This window comes from Parasutterella sp. St.1A3, from assembly GCF_059728705.1.
Map to the genome: position 1 here is coordinate 90,785 of NZ_BAAGFK010000002.1, position 21,060 is coordinate 111,844.

16 protein-coding genes are annotated in these 21,060 nt (G+C 45.7%); 10 read left to right on the plus strand and 6 right to left on the minus strand.

Features of this window, described 5'->3' with window-relative positions; all coding sequences use genetic code 11:
* Positions 1 to 63 precede the first annotated feature (63 nt).
* Positions 64 to 1,398: an anaerobic C4-dicarboxylate transporter gene (locus AC6I1F_RS12365; RefSeq protein ID WP_160335540.1), complete on the plus strand. Its 1,335-nt coding sequence runs from the start codon at positions 64 to 66 to the stop codon at positions 1,396 to 1,398.
* A gap of 295 nt (positions 1,399 to 1,693) precedes the next feature.
* On the opposite strand, the gene AC6I1F_RS12370 is transcribed toward AC6I1F_RS12365, so the two are convergent.
* Genes AC6I1F_RS12370 through AC6I1F_RS12380 form a run of 3 tightly spaced genes read right to left on the minus strand, consistent with a single transcriptional unit; the run spans position 1,694 to position 5,329 of the window.
* On the minus strand, positions 1,694 to 3,094 hold the full coding sequence (locus tag AC6I1F_RS12370; RefSeq protein WP_160335541.1) for an FAD-dependent oxidoreductase: 1,401 nt from the start codon (positions 3,092 to 3,094) through the stop codon (positions 1,694 to 1,696).
* Entirely contained in the window at positions 3,084 to 3,740 is a 657-nt protein-coding gene (locus AC6I1F_RS12375) for a response regulator transcription factor (protein ID WP_160335542.1), read from the minus strand. Before AC6I1F_RS12375 ends, AC6I1F_RS12370 begins: the two co-directional genes overlap by 11 nt.
* The gene (locus AC6I1F_RS12380) at positions 3,737 to 5,329 is read right to left on the minus strand and encodes a sensor histidine kinase (protein WP_289164161.1); all 1,593 of its coding nucleotides are present in this window, start codon (positions 5,327 to 5,329) and stop codon (positions 3,737 to 3,739) included. The genes AC6I1F_RS12375 and AC6I1F_RS12380 overlap by 4 nt, the downstream gene beginning before the upstream one ends.
* Positions 5,330 to 5,474: 145 nt before the next feature.
* Between AC6I1F_RS12380 and AC6I1F_RS12385 the strand changes: the two genes are divergently transcribed.
* The 4 genes from AC6I1F_RS12385 to AC6I1F_RS12400 are packed head-to-tail and all read left to right on the plus strand — an operon-like array spanning position 5,475 to position 9,973.
* The gene (locus tag AC6I1F_RS12385) at positions 5,475 to 6,887 is read left to right on the plus strand and encodes an ISAs1 family transposase (protein ID WP_497801576.1); all 1,413 of its coding nucleotides are present in this window, start codon (positions 5,475 to 5,477) and stop codon (positions 6,885 to 6,887) included.
* Positions 6,888 to 6,936: 49 nt separating this feature from the next.
* Complete coding sequence (locus tag AC6I1F_RS12390) at positions 6,937 to 9,180, plus strand: autotransporter outer membrane beta-barrel domain-containing protein (protein WP_497801803.1); 2,244 nt, start codon at positions 6,937 to 6,939, stop codon at positions 9,178 to 9,180.
* A gap of 46 nt (positions 9,181 to 9,226) precedes the next feature.
* Positions 9,227 to 9,691, plus strand: coding sequence for a hypothetical protein (locus AC6I1F_RS12395; protein ID WP_251452740.1), 465 nt, complete (start codon positions 9,227 to 9,229; stop codon positions 9,689 to 9,691).
* Positions 9,692 to 9,973, plus strand: a complete 282-nt coding sequence (locus AC6I1F_RS12400) for a hypothetical protein (protein ID WP_289187305.1) — start codon at positions 9,692 to 9,694, stop codon at positions 9,971 to 9,973. It abuts the gene before it with no gap.
* A gap of 441 nt (positions 9,974 to 10,414) precedes the next feature.
* On the opposite strand, the gene AC6I1F_RS12405 is transcribed toward AC6I1F_RS12400, so the two are convergent.
* Complete coding sequence (locus AC6I1F_RS12405) at positions 10,415 to 11,704, minus strand: Na+/H+ antiporter NhaC family protein (RefSeq protein ID WP_289164181.1); 1,290 nt, start codon at positions 11,702 to 11,704, stop codon at positions 10,415 to 10,417.
* A 54-nt stretch (positions 11,705 to 11,758) separates the two neighbouring features.
* A complete protein-coding gene (locus AC6I1F_RS12410; RefSeq protein ID WP_289164180.1) occupies positions 11,759 to 12,706 on the minus strand; it encodes a carbon-nitrogen hydrolase family protein in 948 nt (315 codons plus the stop codon).
* Between the two features lie 93 nt (positions 12,707 to 12,799).
* On the opposite strand from AC6I1F_RS12410, the gene AC6I1F_RS12415 reads away from it, so the two are divergent.
* The 3 genes from AC6I1F_RS12415 to AC6I1F_RS12425 all read left to right on the plus strand — a co-directional run bounded on the left by AC6I1F_RS12415 (position 12,800) and on the right by AC6I1F_RS12425 (position 15,617).
* Positions 12,800 to 13,729: a LysR family transcriptional regulator gene (locus tag AC6I1F_RS12415; RefSeq protein WP_160335565.1), complete on the plus strand. Its 930-nt coding sequence runs from the start codon at positions 12,800 to 12,802 to the stop codon at positions 13,727 to 13,729.
* 182 nt (positions 13,730 to 13,911) lie between these two features.
* A complete protein-coding gene (locus AC6I1F_RS12420; protein ID WP_160335564.1) occupies positions 13,912 to 14,184 on the plus strand; it encodes a YtxH domain-containing protein in 273 nt (90 codons plus the stop codon).
* Between the two features lie 35 nt (positions 14,185 to 14,219).
* Positions 14,220 to 15,617 carry an HAD-IC family P-type ATPase gene (locus tag AC6I1F_RS12425; protein WP_497801804.1) on the plus strand — a complete coding sequence of 466 codons (1,398 nt, stop codon included), beginning with the start codon at positions 14,220 to 14,222 and terminating at the stop codon, positions 15,615 to 15,617.
* A gap of 48 nt (positions 15,618 to 15,665) precedes the next feature.
* On the opposite strand, the gene AC6I1F_RS12430 is transcribed toward AC6I1F_RS12425, so the two are convergent.
* The gene (locus AC6I1F_RS12430; RefSeq protein ID WP_160335561.1) at positions 15,666 to 18,260 is read right to left on the minus strand and encodes a response regulator; all 2,595 of its coding nucleotides are present in this window, start codon (positions 18,258 to 18,260) and stop codon (positions 15,666 to 15,668) included.
* A gap of 242 nt (positions 18,261 to 18,502) precedes the next feature.
* Here AC6I1F_RS12430 and AC6I1F_RS12435 point away from each other — a divergent pair, with 242 nt between their 5' ends.
* On the plus strand, positions 18,503 to 20,323 hold the full coding sequence (locus AC6I1F_RS12435; protein ID WP_251451088.1) for a TrkH family potassium uptake protein: 1,821 nt from the start codon (positions 18,503 to 18,505) through the stop codon (positions 20,321 to 20,323).
* A gap of 9 nt (positions 20,324 to 20,332) precedes the next feature.
* A complete protein-coding gene (locus AC6I1F_RS12440; protein WP_160335559.1) occupies positions 20,333 to 21,028 on the plus strand; it encodes a potassium channel family protein in 696 nt (231 codons plus the stop codon).
* Positions 21,029 to 21,060: the final 32 nt, after the last annotated feature.

Below are 21,060 nucleotides of genomic sequence, written 5' to 3' on the forward strand. Positions count from 1 at the left end.
ACGAAGGATATATCGTCCTCTGCCGATCACCTTCCATTGTCCCAAGTTAATAAGAGAAAAACTATGGATATCATGATTATTCTTCAGATCATTGTCCTGTTGGGCGCGATCTTCATTGGTGTTCGTCTTGGCGGAATCGGCATTGGTTACGCCGGTGGTGCTGGCGTTCTCGTTCTCGGTCTCTGCCTTGGCATGAAACCGGGCAATATCCCCTGGGATGTGATTCTGATTATTGCTTCCGTGATCGCTGCTATCTCTGCGATGCAGCTCGCGGGCGGTCTTAACTATTTGGTCTACATTGCTGAGAAAATTCTCTACAAGAACCCCAAATATATTAACTACCTCGCTCCGGTTGTCACATACGTTCTGACAATTTTTGCCGGTACAGGGCATACAGCTTTCTCGATGATCCCGGTTATCGTCGAAGTCGCCAAAGGCGAAAACGTTCGTCCGTCCGTGCCGCTCTCTATCGCGGTTGTGGCTTCTCAGATTGCAATTACCGCTTCTCCGGTTTCCGCTGCTGTTATTTACATGACAGGTGTTCTGGAACCCTTCGGTTGGAGCTATCCGGCTCTGCTGGGTGTTTGGCTTCTCACTACATTTGCAGGCTGCATGATCACAGCGTTCATCATGACGCTTATCTCTAAGATGGACCTTTCTACAGACCCGATCTATCAGGAAAGACTCAAAGAAGGCTTGGTTAAACCTGCGGTTGGTCTTCATGAAATGAAGATCGATGCCAAGGCCAAACTCTCTGTTTGGATCTTCCTCATCGGTGTTCTCTGCGTTGTGTTCTATGCTTCCGCGATTTCTCCGGCTGTAGGTCTGATCAAAAATGTTGTTGTTCCTCGTGACGCGGCCATTATGAGCCTGATGCTTACAGTCGGTGCTCTTATTACCATCCTCTGCAAAGTCAAACTCGGTGATGTTGCCGGTACATCCGTCTTCAAGTCCGGTATGGTTGCCTGTATCTGTGTTCTCGGCGTTGCATGGCTTGGCGATACATTCGTTTCCGGTCACACCAACGAAATCAAGGCATTCGCTTCTCAGACCATCAGCCAGTACCCAGCTCTGCTTGCCGTTGTATTCTTCTTAGCCGCTATGCTCCTGTACTCTCAGGCTGCTACCGCTAAGGCGATTACTCCGACAGTTGTTGCGGCACTCGGCATCACTGCAGCCAACCCCGATAACGCTTACATGCTGGTTGCCTGCTTCGCTGCTGTTTCCGCTCTGTTCGTTCTCCCGACATACCCGACACTGCTCGGCGCTGTTCAGATGGACGACACCGGTACAACACGCATCGGTAAGTGGGTCTTTAACCACTCCTTCTTCATCCCTGGCGTTCTAGCGATTTTCTTCTCTGTCGCTTTAGGTTTTGTTGTCTGCGGGCTCTTCTAATTAACGGGGGCGCACGCCCCCATTGAGAGATTCAAATGACAGAAGTGATCCTCTTTTGCTTCAAAGCTGGGCTTACAGCTTATGCAGTAACAATGATTCTTCTGATATCGGCATTCTGTTTAGTGCTGATCTATCGATATTTTTATAACTAGATATCCCCTCTGAAAGAAGACGTATCTTGGAAGTATTGGGCAGGCCACACAGTCTTTGTGTTGCTTGCCCTTTTTTTATAACGTATGTTTGTTGGATCTTTGGTAGCCTGTATTTATAAGTTCCACCATTAGGCATATAAACATCATGCAGTTTGACTAATTGAATGTTTGCCTGCAATCTTTCCAAAAACAAAAGCCGAAGTAAGTGCGACGCCGCCCATTCTGTCATGCCCGTGAAGGCCTCCCGAAGCTTCTCCACAAACATAGAGCCCTTCAATGACACTTCCGTCCTTGCGAAGGACTTGCGCATTTTTATTAAATCGAACGCCCCCGCAGCAAAAGTGTACGCAAAGGCGTTCAATGCCGAAGTAATAAGGCGGTACAGAAATAGTTTGAGTAAATCTGTTTTTATGGAAAATCGGATCCTCATTTATCTTTGCATGTCGGTTGTACGTATCAAGCGTTTGAGTAAGTACCGATGGTTCGACATGCATGATCGAAGCCATTTCCTGAACACTGTTGGCTTTTCTAACGACTTGATTCATGAGCTTGATGCCAAGACTTGCGCCTTTACGTGATTGGGAATCCGTAATTGCCCACATTTCTTTATCAGGCTGCTTCAGCACCGCCTCGGAGATTTCCTTCCAAGAGGCGCTTTCGCTTACGAAGCGTTTACCGTGCTTGTTGACGAAAATATCTCCGCCGACATAATCCAGGAGTCGGCCGCCCCAAAAAGGGATGAGCTGAATATATTGAGCATCTTTGAGCGCGGCTCCGAGCGGCTCAGTCATAGTTATTGCGTCTCCGGTTGCTCCGTCATAAGCGTTGCCAAACGGGTTTGCAGTGGTTGCGAATTCCGGGCCAAGTCTGGGATCAAATCTGGTGCGCATTTCTACATTAGCCGTAAATCCTCCTGTCGCAAGAATGACGGCGCCTGCATACATCGGAACGCTTTGATCTTTGCCAAGGGATGCGGTAACGCCCACTACGCGGCCATCTTCTGTAATGAGTGATTCGACTTTTGTATTAAGAAGCAGTTTGGCTCCATGCCTGATTGCGTAGCTGTTGAGCGCCATGACATAGTCATATCCGGCTCTTACCGTATTGGAAATATGACTTCTGGGGAACAGCCCTGCGGCGGTTTGAAGCAGCGTTGGCTCCCACTTTACGCCGACATCTTCCAGCCAATTGATGATCTCAAAGGATCTTTGACAAACGATCTCAGCAAGAGCCGTGTCGTTCTTGTGACCGCCGATTTCAAGCATGTTTTCCAGCATGAGCTCAGGAGAGTCTTTGTACTTTTGACGCTTTGGGTCTACTGCGCTCACATAGCCTGTGGAAACAATGGAATGGCCTCCGATGACGGGACTTTTTTCAAGAATAAGAACGGATTTTGCTCCACTTTGCAAAGAAGAGACTGCGGCGGAAAGCCCTGCGACACCGCTGCCGACAATGATGACATCCCACTTTTTCTTGGCAAAACACAGTCCGGGAGCCATTAAGGCGGATGCCGTACCAATAATTATCTGTCTTCTACTGATCATGATCTTTCTCATCGGTCATGACAAAATAGGCTTTTGAGGCTTCAAGAGAAGAGTGCACGCCCATCTTGTCAAAAGCATTGGCTCTGTGCATTTTTACGGTTGGAACGGCAATATCAAGCCTGGCGCTGATGCCCTTATTGCTAACACCCTGAGCCGCCATCTCGAAGATTTGCTTTTCGCGTTTGGTCAGTGAGTTAAAACGTTTTTCAATTCTATCGCGTTCACTTCTTTCGCCCTGGCTGGTTAGACTCTTTGCGCAAGCCTGCCGTATACAGTCTAAAAGCACGGCCGGCGCAACCGGCTTCTGAAGGAAGTCAAGTGCGCCATGTTTGAGCGTATGGACTGCAGATTCGACATCGCCATGACCGGTCAGAAAAATAATGGGAATCGGATGCGCAACCGTTGATTCAATGTGGTGCTGAAGTTGCAGGCCGGTAAGGTTCGGCATTCTAATGTCGAGAACAAGGCAGCCCGGTTCTATGAAGCGCTCTTCCGCTATGAATTTTTCTGCGCTGCTGAAACCTCTAACTGACCATCCCTTCATAGACAGAAGAACTTTCAGAGACTCTAAAAACTGCGTGTCATCATCAACAAGCCGCACGACGCATTTTTGCTGAAGTCTATTTAATTCATGTGTGTTGTTCATGTTTCAATCTCCAGCTGATCGATTTCCAGAAGAGCAGCAACGCCGCCGCCTTTTCTTTTCCTAAAACTGAGATCGGCCGAATGATGATCAGCGATCGATCGGATAATGGATAACCCGAGTCCCAGACCTTCAGCCTTTACACTCTCTCCGAGTGAGATTAGTCGAGCCATTTGCTCATCTGTCATCACATTCCCGCTGTTTTCGATCTTGAGCTCAAATCTCGAAGACTCGATTCTACTGATCGTTATTTTAATAAAAGGCTTTTGTTTCTTTTCAGCTTCCAATGCCGCATGCGCGCCGTTTCTTAGAAGATTAATAATGAGCAGTTCCAAGGAAACCGGATCCGAACGAACCAAAGCCTTACCAGCTCCATTGAGAAAGTTCACTTTTACAGCGTCATATTCCGGTTCATTTCTCCTGAAAGAGCGAATTGCTTTTTCTGTGATCTCAACAAGGTCACTCGGAATCAGCGGATTCTCTTTCTTTTTGGCAAAATTGCGGACGGACTCAACCAGAGAGTTCAGTCTGCCAACCTGTTGAGCCACATGATTAATAGCGGATAGAACGATGGGGTCTTTTTCTGGACTGACTTCCTGCTTCATTCGTAGGATTTCCAGATAGTTAAGGATTGTTCCGAGCGGCTGTTTAGCTTCGTGAGCGATAATGCTGCTCATTTGCGAGATAACGCCGTTTCGCTCCAAAAGAGCCATTTTCTTTCTCTCGGACTGTAGTGTTTTATCGGCTGCGATTTTATCTTTCAGCGCTTGATGCAGTTCTCGGGTTTTTCTATTTACCAGCCAGTGAAGTCTGAGTTCATTGAGAACAAGGAAAAGAATTAGTCCTAAAGCGGTAAGGATCTCAGTTTTGAACCGTTTGAAAAGTGCTGGGACAGTGTTATCGCGCATGTATGCGTAAGGCCCGAGCTGCAGGTCCTCTAAAAGAGAGCGGACGGCATAATAATTGTCTTCTATAGACCATCGGTAATGGTCAAAATCGGGCATGGCTAATAGGGCAATGGCAACATTCTTGATAATCGTCTCCGGTGTACCTTTAACAGCAACAAAAACCAGATCCGGATAGAGCGCTTCAGTAGAGCGGACGCATTTCAAACTATTGGCATTCTCGTTCTTTTGATTGATAACCTTAATGGAATCCTGACTGATGATTCCGGATCGAACCGCGTTTTCCAGTGTGCAGGTTGAAAGTACTCCAACGTCGGCGGCTCCGACTAACACAGCGTTTAAAACGTCGGGCGTCTGAAATTGAAGGAAACTGACCTTGCTGAAAAATTTATCCGGATTCCAGCCGTTTCTTTTAATTTCACCCAGTGCGGCAAGCCATCCGCCAAGAGAGTTAGGAAGAGAGGCTGCGCAGCTTTTTCCTTTGAGATCCGCAAGATCTTTTATGTCATCTCTGTCGGCCTTGGTAAAGAAGACACTTCCTAAGGTTCTGGCAGGATTTTCTGCTTCAAGAGTACTCCGCGTAACGATGTGCGTCAGAGGAATGTCATGAATGATCTCGACATAAAAATTACTCGGCGCGAAGAAAAAATTCAGCTTAGATTTACGGATTTCCTCAAGCGTGTCCACCGGTGAGATTTGCTCGAGTACAAAACAGGGCGAACGCACAAAATTTTTAACAAAACATCCTTAACTCGTTAAAAAGTCGACAAAAACGGTTGACTTTTTTTGAAATATAGCATATAATATATATGTCTATAATTTAATAGGTGGCATGATGGCTGTCAGCAAGGAAATCCTCGACCTTATCCCGCAAGGCTGCAAGGTCAACTGGAACGAGAAACAACAACGCTTCTATGTTTATAAGTCCACTTATTACTACAGTAAGGAACACAAAAGATCTCGTGAACAGCGCACCCAGGTCGGTACGATCGTTAACGGCGTATTTACTTATGCCAAAAGCTACCTTCTCAAACAACAAATCAAGGACTTGAAGCAGGAGGTTAAGTCTTCAACTGCAGAAATCGTTAACAAAACCTCTGAAATTCTGTCCAATGAAGTCGTTGACCCTCGTCAGGCTGCGAAGGTTCAATATCCTTTGGCGTACGTGTATTTAGTCGCTTTGCTCAGCTCCTTGTCCGGGCAGACAAGTTGTGTGCAAATCGCAGATTATTGGAGCAACCATCGGGCAGCCCTGGAAACAGCATTTGAAGACTTTCCTAAGCAGGATATTTCTCACGATACCGTTCGGCGTCTTCTTATGCTGATAGATCCTGAACAATTCCAAAGCTTTTACGGCAGACTTGTAGAACCTCTGCTTCATAAATTTACTTCTCGAATTGTTGCAGTGGACGGTCAAGCGGTCAAAGCCTCCAGAAAAAGCGCAGAAAGAGCCGGTAAATACATCCTTACCTTCTATGACACTGAAAATGGAATTGCTTTAGGACAAAAGCTCATCGGGAGCAAGGAAAATGAGATCACGCACGCCGCCTCCATGGTTGAGGGACTCGATTTGGCAGGATGTATTGTTACGGCCGATGCACTCAATACGCAGGAAAAGTTTGCTTCAGCTTTAATCCAAAGAAAGGCAGACTACTGCCTTGCGGTGAAACAGAACCACAAATCGTTGTTTTATGACATGCAGTTAAGCTTCGTGGACCGCACCGAAACCCGTACGCTGGAGACCGAAAAAGTTGAACTCGGACATGGAAGAATCGAGACAAGAAAGATTTCGGTCCTTCCCGGAAGTTGCCTGCCCGCAGCCTTATTGAAGAAGTGGATAGGGCTGGATGAGGGCACGATCATTAAAGCTACAACAGAGAGCGTTAACAAGACAACCGGCGAGATCAGTTCTCTTGATCGCTACTACATTAGCTCCCTGAACTTCTTGAATGCCCATATCGCAGAACAATGTGCCAGAGCCGTTAGACGTCACTGGGGAATTGAAAATGACCTCCACTACGTCCTGGATGTTAACTTCTACCAAGATAGAACACAGTGCAAAAACGCCAACTATCTGCAAAACAGAGTCCTCTTGAATAAATGGGCGCTCGGGATGATCAGAAAACTTCAAAAAGAAGAGGAAACCGAAACCGGCAAAGAGGCTAAAAGCGTGAAGCGAATCATGGCTAAGCTGCAGTCTCCGACAGCAGCTCTGGAGGCGTTAACCTCACTAATTAACAAATAAATTCATGCGTACGCCCTGAGGTAATGAAGGAGTTCCTTATACGGTGCGTATGGGAGCTGATACTTATATCAGCGATGCGGGAATGTTTTCTGGAACAGGAGTTATTCAATTCGACGCGGCATACCTCTCAGACAAGCATGTATTTGCCGAAAATAAACCAAACGTTGGCGGTTCGGATGGAGAGTTACCTGAACCTAGTGAGCCGGAAGAGCCTGATCAGCCGAGTCAGCCGGAAGAACCCGATCAGCCGACTCAGCCGGAAGAACCTAATCCTGAAGTTACCACTGCAACCTTTAACAATGTTTTAACAGATGCAGAGTTGCAGGCTAAAATAAAAACTCGAACGAGCGGATATCTCAATCTGTCCATCAACTATTCTGCTTTATCCGACCAGACAGAGACAGACTCGAAGGATGAAGGCAGTGAAGAGAATCCGCCGGAAATTACAAATCCGCCTGAGGAGCAAGAACCAGAAAAACGGCCTTACGATGAATATAAATATCCGTATGGTATTAACGGCCCATATTCATCTTATTGGGCAGTAGGCGGCAAAACCGGACAGGCCCCATATATTTACTTAAATAAAATTGATACAGTTGACGGGAAACCCATCGCTGCAGATCGTTCCAATGCTTCAACTCTTGATCTTGTTGTGAAAGCTTATGTATATGAAGGAGGAAAGAATACTGGGGTACTAATTAACTCCGATAATTTATGCAGCGGAGGTAAATGTGAAGGAGAAGAACATATCCCTGGCTGGCCCGGTGCACGAGATGATGCAAAACTGGCGAATGCTTTTTGGTTATTAAGAAGCGCGGCTAACAGTGTTTTTGCTAATGAAGGTATTGAAAACTTAGGCTCGCAGGCCGACATTTTAATTAAAGATGATTATAAGGACGGCTATTTTGGCTTAAGCAAGGGGACCATGTGGCATAAGCTAACCGATGAGGAGGGCAACGAAATTCTTGATGAAAACGGAAACCCTGTTATTAGGCGATGGGATCCGAAGGATCCTAATGCCCAATTCGCAAAGGCCGCTGGTTGGGTTTATTTACCAGAGGGCGTTGTAAACAACGCCTATAAAGCGCAATGGTACTTTGAAAATACCGAATTGGTTGGAGAAACCGCAACAGATTTAAACGAATATGCGGCAGGTCTTCCGAAAAATGTTAAATACAGAGGAGAAATTATTGATTTAGCTACATGGTTCCCTCTGTATCCACTGGAACCAGGCTTTACCTATCCTCTTCCTTTGTTTCCAGCAACTCCAATTCCTCAGCCAAAACCACAAGAGCCGAAACCACAGGAACCTACACCTACAATGAAGTCAATAGAGGCAGTTTCACTCAGTCATTATTTTACATGGCGACAAGAAATTGACACGCTTCATCAAAGATTAGGGGAGGTCAGAGATAATTATGAGCTGGAAGGTCTTTGGGCAAGAGGTTATGCCGGACGTAACCGAATTAATTCGAACGGCTACTATTTCAGAGATAATTACAAGGGGATTCAGATCGGTTTAGATCGGAATTATTACGAATATAAGGACTCATATCGTTGTCGTGAGAAAGATGGAGAAAATTTTCCGTGCAAGCGTGAAAAGAAACATGATTGGACTTACGGAACAGGTTTGTCATATACAGAAGGAGATCTGAAGCTCAGCAGAGGGGGAAACGCTGATAACTGGATGGCAAGCTGGTGGCTGTATGGTGTTAGAAAGTTTTCCAACGGTGGTTATCTGGATCTTGTAGGCAAAGTTAGTCGATTCTCCAACGAATTCTCGGCATGGAGCAGTGACTACTTATTGAATACGAAAGGCCGCGATAAAACTTGGGGCTATACACTAAGTGCAGAGTATGGCAATAAGCACTATCTTTTTGAGAATAAAGACTGGTATTTAGATCCTCAGCTGCAGATCGTCTACGGAAGGATCTTTGGTTCCAGCTTTAGAACCAATAATGATGTGAATGTTCATCACAACGCGGTTAACAGTTTAATCGGTCGGGCAGGTGTCGCTCTTGGGTATGAAGGGAAGAAGGGCTCAGCCTTTGTCAAGGTCGATGGCCTGCGAGAATTCAAAGGGAAACTGGTTACGACTTATAAGCTTGACGACGGTTCCTTCAATGCTTCCCGCTTTAATCTTAAAGAGACGTGGGGAGAGGTTTCCGCCGGAGGAACTTATACCTTCTCACGTAAGAAAGATAAGTTAGCTCACTTTTATGTGAAAAGAAGTTTTGCGTCTAAGCTGAAGACTGACTACAGAGTCGATATCGGATTTGAATACATTTTCTAAGGAGAGACCGCTCTTGCATAAAGTGTAGGGGCGGTCGAAATCTACCATGAGCAATAAATCAATAATATCAATACTGAGTATTATCATTTTTATCGGTCTATCTGGTTGTGCGTCTATTGCAGAAAAGGATATCCAGGAATTGGAGATTACAACGACACCGGAAAGCTGCTCGATTACGGTTACGGATAAAAACGGCGAAAACATCTATCAAGGAAAAACTCCTTTTAAGCAAACTCTCTCAAAAGCAGAGGGTTACTTTACAGGCCAAATCTATAACATTCATATAGAGAAAGGCGGATGTCGTCCTGCTGATTTGGTTGTTAAATCAAAAAATAATCTTTGGTACGTTTTCGGCAACACTGCAAATGCATTTATTCCGGGCTGGATTGGAGTAGATGCGAAAACACATGCGATGTATGAGCTTTCCTCTTCAAAGATTCATGTGAGACTCGTTTGCAGTGATGAAGACGGTTTCCCAGGCGTTGTCAAAAAAGAGGTGTTGGAGAAGTAAATGAAAAAAGCTGTTTGGTTGATGTCACTGCTGTTCTTGATCAGCGGATGCAGTGCAACGGTTGAAAAATCTGCCGTGGAAGAGCAGAAAGACGGTACATTTAAAATCGACTGTATCAAGGAAAATGAGTGGTCCGGTGCATTTTTGTCCTCTGAATTGATAAGAGAGGCGGAAGAGTTCTGCCTTAACAAAGGTAAAAAATTTGAAAGAGTAGAACTGAAAAGTGAAAATGATGGACGGTTCAACTATACGAATGCACACTTGATTTTCAGATGCAATTGACTCTACAAGATCTGTTGAAGAAACAGATCTTGCGATATCGGCAAGATCGAATGTTGTCTGGACAGTGTTTCTGAGGACCGGGGAAGGAAAGGCTTGCCATGTGGCTTACGCTTCTGCGGACTGAGCGACGTTTCTCTCTGATTAACAAGAAAGCCGGAGCATCCTTTGTCGTACACATGAAAAGCGTAGCGGGGCTTTCGCTTATTAAGAAGAAATATTGTAATTCAGATGATTGCGGAGGCCTGTGACCGTAATAATTCTGCTGAAATAATTTGCTCCACGCAGCGGTGAAGGGAACACGCTAAAGCGATTTCGAAAAATTTCGATTTTATCAGTAGCCGGCCGGCACGCCTCGCCATTCCTGACGAATCCCTATGCGAATAAAAGAGCAGGCCGTCCGAAAGACAGCCTGCAAAAGGAGGAAGGATTATTTATTTCTTCTTAGAGGAATGTCAGTGCTGCGACAATACAGCCTGCGACAACGAATCCAAAGAGATAGTTCGGTCTTTGGAACAAGTTGGCCTTCACTAAGTCAGAACCGGGAACAACAGGGATCACAGTATTTAAGCCGGAAACCGGACCGCCTGTCAGGTAGTACTGACCAATATTGGCCCCAGCGATGGCGGCAACGGAGCTTGCCATCGGATCGGCTCCTGCAGTCAGCACGACGGAGAGAAACGGAAGCAGGATTGCAGAAGAGGCTGCAAGGCTCTGCGTGATGATGCCGGTGATAATTGAAATCAGGAACATCAGAAGCTCTGGCGAGTAGGCGAGCAGCGGTTCAAAGAATTTCGCAATGGTGTCCACGAAACCCGTATTTTTAATCACGCCGGACATGAAAAGGAAAACAATGGTCGCGATGAAAGGCACAGCGATCATTCTGACGCCTTCAATCATCTCTCCCTGGCTCTTCTGAAGATCACGACGAGCAAGTAAAGACGTCAGCAGTGCGCAGAAAAAGCACACGATGAAGATCGGAGCTCCGCTTGAAGCGGCGACAATAAGGATGATGAACGGAGTGAATGCAATCCAGGAAGAAACATTTGCTTTTTTGTCTTTATTGAATTTATCGAGAAGCTGCTTAATCTCTTCGGCGCTCATTTTTTTAACAAATCCTTCCTTTCGAACGTGTGTTCTCATCCGATACCAGGCTATGCTCATAACCGCGGCGGCAACCACGAGCCCCCAAACGTTTACCATGCCGTAGCCGATCCCGGAAATTGCCAGAATGCCGACAACCGTCGGGTGCGAGAAGCCGGCTCCGCAGCCGAGAATGTTCGCGTGCTGCAGCGCACCGGCGGCTTCATTCCTATCCACTCCGAGCTTAATAGCGGCAGGACCTGCGACAACGCCGGTAATAGCGGCCTGAGTAAAGCCCACCATCATGCCGATACCGCCGGCGACCGCTGCTGCCGCAGTGATAATTCCGGGACCGCCTCCAATATAGTTACCGGCTTTAATAATATCTCCGATGATGACATGGAGAAAACCGGTTGACTGCATAATGCCTATAAAAAGAAGAATGCCGCCCATATCAATTAGTACGGGATTTAAACCGCCAATCAACAGGCCTTTAATGGTTACAGGGTCTGCGCCGTAAAGCGGAATTCCGGCCAGCAGAGCTGCAATCGTGGAGCCGACAACTGCGGTGATGTACATCGGCGTTTTGCCGATAATCATGAGAATGAGCGTAACTACGACAACAATCTGAGCAAGTATCACGCCGGTCATATTTGTCTCCTGAGAAAATGGGCACGTCTGAGACGTGCCCGAACATGAGGTTTGTTATTTAGAGATCACTTCAGTGACGACGGTCTCAACAACGGTTTTTTTTGGTCTTGTATCTACATGCAGAGAGAACACGTCGGGACGGGCATAGTGACCGGAAACATCCATGTCATACTTCGCTTTGACGATGTCCTCGAGATCGATCTCAGCACTGACCAAACCTTCTTTGTGATATAGAGGTCCGGCAAGTACCTGCCCCATCGGGTCAACGATGACGGAGCCGCCGCGCATCAGTTCTTCATCGTCCTTCCAGTGTGGAACGGTTTTGCCTAAGGCTTCCGGAGACGGTAGGTACTGGACAGCGGTTACCACAAAGCAGCGCCCCTCATGCGCGATGTGTTTCATTGAGTGCTGCCACTGATCGCGGCAGTCGACCGTCGGAGCGCAGTAAACCTCTACTCCTTTGGCATACATGTAGGAGCGAAGCAGCGGCATATGATTTTCCCAGCAGATGCAGGCGCCGACTTTGCCGGCTTTTGTCTGCACAACCGGAAGTGTGGACCCGTCTCCCATGCCCCAAACGAGTCGCTCAGATGCGGTTGGAAGAAGCTTTCTGTGTTTAGCGGCAAGTCCGCTTTCGGGGTCGAAGAAGAGCGCGGAGCAGTAAAGAGCATGGGGAGTCCTCTCAATGCATCCGACGACTAAGGAAGCTCCAGTGCGAGCAGAAAGAGCGGCGAGTTCCTCGCATTCAGGCCCGGGAACGTCAATGGCGTTTTCGTAGTAGGCGGCAAAGTCGGCACGTCCTTCAGGCAATCGGTACCCTAGATATGCACCAAAGATTTCTCCTTTCGGATATCCGCCGAGAAGAGCCTCGGGCATCACGACAAGTTCAGCTTTCGAATCAATGATTGCCTGTTCGTAAGACATGATTTTTTCTAATGTCTTGGCTTTTCCTTCGATAAGATCACTTCCGATTTGAAGCGCCGCAACTATATGTTTGCTCATGATTTTCTCCTTTAGAATTAGATGGATGAGGGCTACAGTTAAGATTTTCTGACTTAAGCTGACTTGCGAATACGGCGAGGAGAAATAAGAGATATGAACGAGATTAATATCGATTCAATTGATTTAAATTTAGTCAGAGTCTTTGTTGCTGTATATGAAGAAAAAAGTGCAACAAGAGCCGGACTACGGCTTAATCAAACTCAGTCAGCCGTTTCCGCTTCTCTGGCGAAGTTAAGAACGCTCTACAGCGATCCATTGTTCGTTCGAAACGGAAGAGGATTGACGCCGACTTTATTTGCGAATCAGCTCTATCCAACACTTCGTGAGATGCTGGAGCGTTTCTCGCAAACCTTTGAACTTTTTTCAAGCCGCTCGGGGCTTTTCAACGGCAGGACGATCACGATTGGAATGTCCGATGATTTCGAGCTGGCGATGGGGTCTGACATGGTCGAACTCGCCAAACGCATTCCGACTTGTACTCGATTGAGATTTGTTCAAACCAATTCAGTTTTAGTGGAGGAGATGCTGCTTTCCCGATCGATAGATCTCGCTGTGACGAGCGGCGGCACACGAAGCGACAGTGTCTGTTCTGTAGAGGTCGGAAGCGGAAATTATGGATGCCTGATCGATCCGAATACATTCGGTACAGCCGACTGGAATTTGGAGACTTATGTTGATCGGGGCCATATTTTGGTGTCCAGCGGAGGTTACTACGGTCTTGTGGACGAAATCCTCTCGTCGCTTGGAAAGAAAAGGCGTGTGCTGGTTTCTACGTCTCATTTCAGTGCAATCCCTGCTTTATTAACAGGCACGAATGCCCTGACAACCATTCCTCGTCACGCCGCTGCGGCTATAACGAAATTTTCTGCGCTCAAGCTGCTCGAACCGCCGATCCGATTTCCAAACTATCCGGTAAACCTAAGCTGGCGTAATTATTCAAGAAAAGATCCGGTTCTTCTGGAATTGATTGAAATATTCTCCTCGAACCTTAAAAGTTGTCTTTTTGAAAGTGCCGGAAACTAGATACGGGTGCAGGTCAAATATAACGGAGAACTATAACATAAAACTATTAGTTCTCTTGCTCAAGTTGAGAAAGAAAAGGGTAATATTGTTTGTAAGCATCCTTAAATACGTGTCCGTATATCATCACATAGGTAATTCTACTAGGTTAAAATGAGGCGATTATTTCTGATTCGGAGCAATAAATGAGCGACAAAAACATTCTTTGGGGTGTAGTAGCCGGAACAATTCTCGGTGCCTTTGGTGCATCTCTGATTCAGCGCGGTTCTCTGCGCCCCCATACAACAAAAATTCTTTCCTACGGCTATGACATCAAAGACATGCTCGTAGAAAAAGCGGAATCGATTAAAGAAGATTGTGAGGATTTGGCGGCAGAAGCGAAGGAGCAGTACGAAGACCGTAAAGAGTCGAAGAATAAACCCGATACCTCTGACGTTAAAGTCATCGATAAAGAGTAAGGTTCTTCGGCCTCAATAGGCTGGAGGTTATTACTATGGGGTTCAAAATTGTTTCTCAAACTCGGAGAAGGGCCCGTTTTCGTTCCGACTTTAAGTTCGGCTTTGATGCCGGCAATTTAATCGCGGACAGAATTGAGGTCATCCCGAATGTTGAGGGTGTAGAAGTTAATCCGAGGACAGAGAGCGTTCTTGTTGTCTTTTTCGGACATAAGGCGCTCAAGGCTGTTGAGCATGTCTTGTCCGACAGCGAGTACGAAGTTCGTACAATGCCTAAAACGATTCCGACGGGTACAAGTGTCATCTCGGATGTGACGTTTTGGCCTTCATTAAGACTGCTTTTCGGTTCTTTCCTGCCGTTTCCTTTGCGGCTTGGGATGTTTATTTCCGGAACGAAAGATATCTTTTTTGACGGGTTTAAACAGCTCTTCAGAGGCAAGATCACTGTTGAAGTTTTAGATCTAAGTTCTGTCGCGATCGCGTTAGTGATGAGGGATTTCAAAACTGCGGCAACAACTGCTCTGCTTCTCGGCTTGGGTGAAAGCCTTGAAGAGTGGACGCGGCGCAAGACGATGGAAAATCTAACCGAGTCCTTGGCAGTTAATGTTGACACAGTATGGATCCGCAAAGACGGTGAAGATTTCGAAGTTCCGTTCTCCTCTTTAACGAAATACGACATTCTTGTAGTCAGAGCGGGCAGCGCTATCGCGGCTGACGGTGAAGTAGTTGGCGGGGACGGTATGGTGAATCAGGTTTCCATGACTGGTGAGCCGCTTCCGGTACACCGCACAGCTGGGAACGTTGTATTTGCCGGTACAACAGTGGAAGAGGGCGAACTTTTAATCAGACCTACCGCAATCGGCTCTGAAAGCCGTCTTAATAAGATCGTCGAATTTATTGAAAACAGTGAGAAGACAAAGGCAGGAATTGAGGCAAAAGCTATGCGGCTTGCGGATACGATCGTGCCCTATAGCTTCTTACTGGCTGGAGTCGTTGGCACGGTGACAAGAAACTTGGCTAAGGTTGCTGCCGTCCTGATGGTTGATTACTCATGCGCGCTGAAACTGGCAACACCGATCGCATTTCTCAGCGCGATGAAGAAAGCGGCAAACCACAAGATTTTGATCAAGGGAGGTAAGTATCTTGAAGCCTTAGCTCAGGTTGACACGGTGGTATTTGATAAGACCGGCACTCTGACGGTTTCTTCTCCGAAAGTGTCGTGCGTTGTACCTTTGGATTCGAAATGGTCCGAAAAAGAAATGCTGCGCAGCAAAGAGATGAGACTTTTTGAAAACAAGGGTATGCTGGTATGCGGTTTAACCTCATTAGCAGCTCTCGCATTCAAAGGATTCAAACTCCACACTGCGGCAGGAGCGGTCTTTGTTGCCCTTGCCGCACTTCATACTTATCGCTATCGAAAGAATATGCTTCGGTAGCTCCTGTCTGAATGAGGTTTCTGCCTAGCAGAAGCCTCAAAAACACTTCTATTCTTTATTTTTTGGATCAGTTCCCAAATATTTTCCCAATACCTGATAGAGCCTTTTGAGTTCCAGCGGCTTGGAAATATGATCATTCATACCGGCTTCCAAAGATATTGAAACATCTTCAGAGAACGCATTGGCGGTCATGGCGACGATTGGAATCTCTTTTGCGTCTTTTCTATCGAGTTGACGTATTTTCCTTGTAGCTTCCAGTCCGTTCATTTCCGGCATCTGAATATCCATAAAGATCAAATCATAGTACCCGGTAGGACGCTGCTCAAAAGCTTCAAACGCTTTTTTCCCATTTGTCTGAACTTCAACCTCATAGCCAGCCATATCCAGAAACTCTTCTGCAACTTCAGCATTAAAGACGTTGTCTTCTGCCAGCAGAATACGTTTTTTTATGGTCGGATGATGCGCGGGCTGCGTTGCCTGCTTTTCAGTTTCATTTTTTCTATTAACGTCGTTTGCCTTCAGGCAGTCATAGAAGGAAGATGTGAAGAAAGGTTTAGCGATAAATCCGTTAACTCCGGCTTCTCTCGCTCTCTTTTCAATTGGTGACCAATCATAAGCACTGATAATGATGATGAGAGTTTCAGGTCCGACGATTTCTCGAATCTTACAGGCAGTTTCCTCTCCGTCCATTTCCGGCATCTTCCAATCAAGGAAGCAGACGTCAAACGGGTCTCCTTCTTCCAGAGACTGTTTGATCTTTTCGATTCCTTCTCTGCCGCTCAATGCAAACTCAGTCTTTTGTCCAAGCTGGCCTAAAAGCAGACACGCGTGTTCACAGGTATCTTTATCGTCATCAACAACAAGCGCTTTTAACTCTCTCAGCCCCTCGTCATGTTCAGCCGATTCATCAGTTAATCCGAAAGGAATATCTACGGTAAAAGTTGAACCTTTACCAAGTTCGCTTTTTGCGAAAATCGTCCCTCCCATAAGACTGACAAGGTTATAGGTGATGGCAAGCCCTAAGCCGGATCCTCCGAACTTCTTACTGATATCGCCAGAAGCCTGCTCAAACGGAAGGAATGCTCGCTGAAGAAATTCTTCATCCATTCCGATACCGGTATCAGAAATTTCGAATTTTAAACGAACACGGCTAGGACTCGTAGCTTTCTCGAACATTCTCATACGAACACTGCCGCCTTCTGGAGTAAATTTAATGGCATTGGCGAGAATGTTGATCAGAATTTGATTCGTTCGAAGAGCATCTCCAACAAAAGACTCATGCTTGACTCCGCTCATAGTGACCTCAAAATTCACACCTTTGCTCTTGGCTTGAGGGTCAACAAGATTCATTAGATTGTGAATTGCATCCTTTAGATTGAACGGCTCCTGAGACAGCACAAGTTTATTGCTTTCGATCTTAGACATATCAAGGATGTCATTAATGAGTCCAAGCAGATGCCTGGACGCCTGCATGGTTTTTGTCAGACAGTCTCTGACTCTTTCCTTATTGTCGAGTTTAGCAAGTGCGATTGTCGTCATACCAATGATCGCATTCATGGGCGTACGAATCTCATGCGACATATGCGAAAGAAATTGGCTCTTTGCGCGGCTGGCATTTTGTGCAGACTGAAGAGCGTCGCCCAATGTCCTCTGGTACTGAATTTGTTCTGTTTCATCTACAAGCGACACGACAAACCAGCTGGATTCTCCCGCTCTCATCGGATAGACATGCAGTTTGTAGGATCTGGAGCTGCCGCGTAGTTCAACCGTACGTGGAGCAAAAGATGAAGCAGCAGAGTCGGTTAGGCACTTTTGGAGCCACTCGTTATCTTTATCATTCAGCATCTGAAAAAAAAGATTCTTATCTTTTAGGATGTTGGTGTGGTTAATACCGAGAATTGCCTTGGTGTTAGCGCTGACAAATTCAGGTTCACCTGTGCGAGTGAAGATGATATAGACGTCGTTCACGCTAGCGCACAGAAGATTAAGAAGCTTTTCCCTCTGCAGGATTCGTTTATTCCACCTAGTGACTTCATTGGTCTCGCTGTAAATAAAGAAAATCAGGAATAGACCGAAAACAATAGTAAAAACAACGATATATACGATAATTTTATCTGCATGCTCATGAATTTCCTGCCCTCGTTTATCTGCCCCATCCGCAATGATGTCAAGTGCGTCGTCAAGGCGGACAAAGGCCGGTTCTACGATCTGGCTATAGCGGGTAATGATGTTTACGACAGTCGGATCCTGTCGTGTCATCTCGATCAGCTCACGACGCTTTGCCTGTAGGCTGGATAACGCTTCCTTTAAATTGCTTAATTCTTCAGAACCACCTCTGTATTTTTTTTCAATGATCTTAATGCTGTTTTTCTGAAGTGCTTCCTGAGATTCCAATGTGCTTTCGATATCCTCCGGAGCTAAATCTGTCGATGCGAACACAACCGGCAAAATACTTCTGAAGTCATACAGGCGACTCTGCATAATTCGCGCCTGTGAGGAAACTGTATAGGGATAATCGTAGATATCTTGAGTGTATTGATTCACACGCAGGAGGAAGAAGACGGTCGTCAAAACATAGAGTGCGACAACGCTGCCAAGTACGACCGCACGATTTCTCGCGTTGATTATTCTCTTTGTCGGCATAATTCAGATCAACTGCCAGGGGTTCGTATTTCTATGCATTTCGTTATTTTAGTTCAGATTGACGACCTCTTCATACAACTTCTCCTATTTTTACCTCAGCTACTTCGCTTATCTCTCTAATGCTCAGTCTGAGATTTCTCCTCAGAGGACAGCTCTATGTGTCTTTAAGATAAATCGGATTTAATTTGATATGGGAATCATCTCTACGTGATTCGGCGTATATGCCAAAGCATTTGTCTCATTTGGAAAAGTCCATCAAGAGGGCTATTTGGAAGCAGAAAAACTCTTCGGTTCATAAATCTAAGGACCTGTCGTATCGGCTTGCGAAACTAGATTTATTTTTTTCAGTGATCACAACACTGTCGTCGCTGTTTTGCCTCATTGGAATTGCTTTCTTTTTTGGAATAAATTCGGGAGATGTTTCTGATTGGATTCTGGCTGCTCTGCATTGCGTCTTATGCCTTTTTACGTTGAACATTCTTCTTGGCTACATTTTTAGTTATGACACATATGTGAAGAAGGCCGGTGTTCTGAAATGGCTCGTTAACTTCCTCATACTGATTAATGCAGCGGTCCATTTCCTACCGCCTCTTCCTTCGCCTTTTCATTATCTTCAGGCCAATACTTTTCTCTTTGTATCACTAGCCGGCTATTCCATTATTTTTCTTAGTGCAAAGGCCCTGGATGCCGCTCAAAGTTATCGCTTAAATCCGACGCTCATCCTCGCTTCAAGTTTCCTTGTGGTGATTGCTTCAGGCACTTTCTTACTGATGCTCCCAAAAAGTACAAGAGAACCGCTTGACCTGATAGATGCCCTATTTATTTCGACAAGTGCGGTGTGTGTGACAGGACTTTCACCCGCTGATATCTCGCAAGTCTTTACAAACTTTGGGCTCCTAATACTTTCCTGCCTTATTCAAATCGGAGGGTTAGGACTGATTACGTTTACCAGTGTTTTTGCGATCTTCTATGCCGGTCAGACTTCTATCTACAACCAGCTACTGATCAAAGACATGGTTTACTCAAAAACCATGGATGCTTTGCTCCCAACCCTACTTTATATACTTGGGCTTACATTGATGATTGAAGCGATCGGCGCAGTCCTTATCTATTGGTCGGTACCTGCTGTTCTCTTTTCTTCAAATTATGAAAGAGGCGTATTTGCTGCTTTTCATGCGATGTCTGCCTTTTGTAATGCAGGTTTTTCAAATGTGAAAGACGGCCTGAGTAATCCGGTTCTGATGAATGGGAGTCAGTTTTTTTACTTAGTGATTTGTTTTTTGATGTTCATGGGATCTATTGGTTTTCCGATCCTGATTAATTTAAAAGACAAACTCGTTGCAGCCGTGAAACAGAAGATTGGATTATCTTTTCAGGACGAGACGAAAACGAGGTTTGATCTTAATACCAAGCTAGTCCTAATCCTCTCTGCGGTCCTAACAGCAACAGGGGCATTTCTTTTCTTTATTTTAGAATTCAACGGAGTACTGAAAGATCTTCCATTCTTCTCAAAGCTTGTTCAATCGTTATTTAACTCGATTCTGCCTCGAACTACTGGCTTTGCTTCGGTAAATCCGGCCGATTTCCATTCAGCGACTATCCTTATGATTTGCGTCCTTATGTGGATAGGAGGCTCATCACAATCAATGGCTGGTGGCGTTAAAGTAAATACGATCGCAGTGCTTTTATTAAATCTTAAGAGTTTGATTTTTGGAAGCCGCAACACAAGTGCATTTAATCGAACTATCCCACATGACTGTGTCATGCGTGCTTATGCTGTTGCATCGTCATCCGTTTTGGCAATCCTGTTCTTTGTTTTTTCACTTATGTTGCTTGAGCCTGAGCATTCATCTCAAGCTATTATTTTTGAAGTGATTTCTGCAATTTGCACAGTCGGTTCTTCTCTTGGACTTACGCCGAATCTTTGCTGGGAAAGTAAGGCGCTCTTATGCTGCGCCATGTTTTTAGGGCGTGTAGGCTTGCTGTCGGTGATGATTGGGCTCTTCTCCGGCAGATGCTATTCCGAGAAAGTCTTCCCGGATGAAAATATCATCATTAACTAGGAGTATTACATGCGTTATATGATTATCGGTTTAGGGACTTATGGACGTGAGCTCTCTATCAATCTTGCGCTTCACGGGAACGAAGTTATCGGCGTCGACAACCAGGAGTCCAACATTGAAGCAATAAAGGATAAATTATCAACTGTCTACCAGCTCGATTCCTGCGACGAAAATGCACTAAAAATGCTTCCCTTGAGGAATATGGACGTCATTATTGTGGCGATCGGTGAAGATTTTGGTGCCAGTCTGCGTACGGTGGCGCTTCTTAAAAAGATGGGACTAAAACATATTTATGCGCGAGCAATTGATAACCTTCATGAGTCCGTATTGGAAGCATTTAATCTGGATCGTATCCTAGCTCCGGAGAAAAGGGCTGCGAAAGACCTAACATTTGAGTTGGCTTTTGCCGCAAACTGCACCTCTTTCAATATCAGTGATGATTACATTATTTTGAAGATGAGGGTCCCGGAAAGATTTGTTGATCATAGCTATCGCAGCATGAATCTCTCAAGGTTCGGTCTTGTACTGCTGTCGGCTGTGCGGAAGGTAACTGAAAAAAATGTCTTGGGCCTTCCCTGCAGGAAAGAAGAAATACTGGACTTGGAGCGTCGAACGATGGAAGAGAAAATCCTGCTGAATGATGAAATTGTTCTGATGGGAAGCCGCAAGAACTTTACGGATTTTCTGCTCTCTGTTAAGGAATAAACAAGGGGCATAAATCTTCGTCCTCTTTAAGC

What these genes read in the sequence shown, in the direction of transcription:
- AC6I1F_RS12365 (WP_160335540.1), top strand. Translation starts at nt 64, where the DNA reads ATGGATATCATGATTATTCTTCAGATCATTGTCCTGTTGGGCGCGATC.
- AC6I1F_RS12370 (WP_160335541.1), bottom strand. Translation starts at nt 3,094, where the DNA reads ATGATCAGTAGAAGACAGATAATTATTGGTACGGCATCCGCCTTAATG.
- AC6I1F_RS12375 (WP_160335542.1), bottom strand. Translation starts at nt 3,740, where the DNA reads ATGAACAACACACATGAATTAAATAGACTTCAGCAAAAATGCGTCGTG.
- AC6I1F_RS12385 (WP_497801576.1), top strand. Translation starts at nt 5,475, where the DNA reads ATGATGGCTGTCAGCAAGGAAATCCTCGACCTTATCCCGCAAGGCTGC.
- AC6I1F_RS12390 (WP_497801803.1), top strand. Translation starts at nt 6,937, where the DNA reads ATGGGAGCTGATACTTATATCAGCGATGCGGGAATGTTTTCTGGAACA.
- AC6I1F_RS12395 (WP_251452740.1), top strand. Translation starts at nt 9,227, where the DNA reads ATGAGCAATAAATCAATAATATCAATACTGAGTATTATCATTTTTATC.
- AC6I1F_RS12400 (WP_289187305.1), top strand. Translation starts at nt 9,692, where the DNA reads ATGAAAAAAGCTGTTTGGTTGATGTCACTGCTGTTCTTGATCAGCGGA.
- AC6I1F_RS12405 (WP_289164181.1), bottom strand. Translation starts at nt 11,704, where the DNA reads ATGACCGGCGTGATACTTGCTCAGATTGTTGTCGTAGTTACGCTCATT.
- AC6I1F_RS12410 (WP_289164180.1), bottom strand. Translation starts at nt 12,706, where the DNA reads ATGAGCAAACATATAGTTGCGGCGCTTCAAATCGGAAGTGATCTTATC.
- AC6I1F_RS12415 (WP_160335565.1), top strand. Translation starts at nt 12,800, where the DNA reads ATGAACGAGATTAATATCGATTCAATTGATTTAAATTTAGTCAGAGTC.
- AC6I1F_RS12420 (WP_160335564.1), top strand. Translation starts at nt 13,912, where the DNA reads ATGAGCGACAAAAACATTCTTTGGGGTGTAGTAGCCGGAACAATTCTC.
- AC6I1F_RS12425 (WP_497801804.1), top strand. Translation starts at nt 14,220, where the DNA reads ATGGGGTTCAAAATTGTTTCTCAAACTCGGAGAAGGGCCCGTTTTCGT.
- AC6I1F_RS12430 (WP_160335561.1), bottom strand. Translation starts at nt 18,260, where the DNA reads ATGCCGACAAAGAGAATAATCAACGCGAGAAATCGTGCGGTCGTACTT.
- AC6I1F_RS12440 (WP_160335559.1), top strand. Translation starts at nt 20,333, where the DNA reads ATGCGTTATATGATTATCGGTTTAGGGACTTATGGACGTGAGCTCTCT.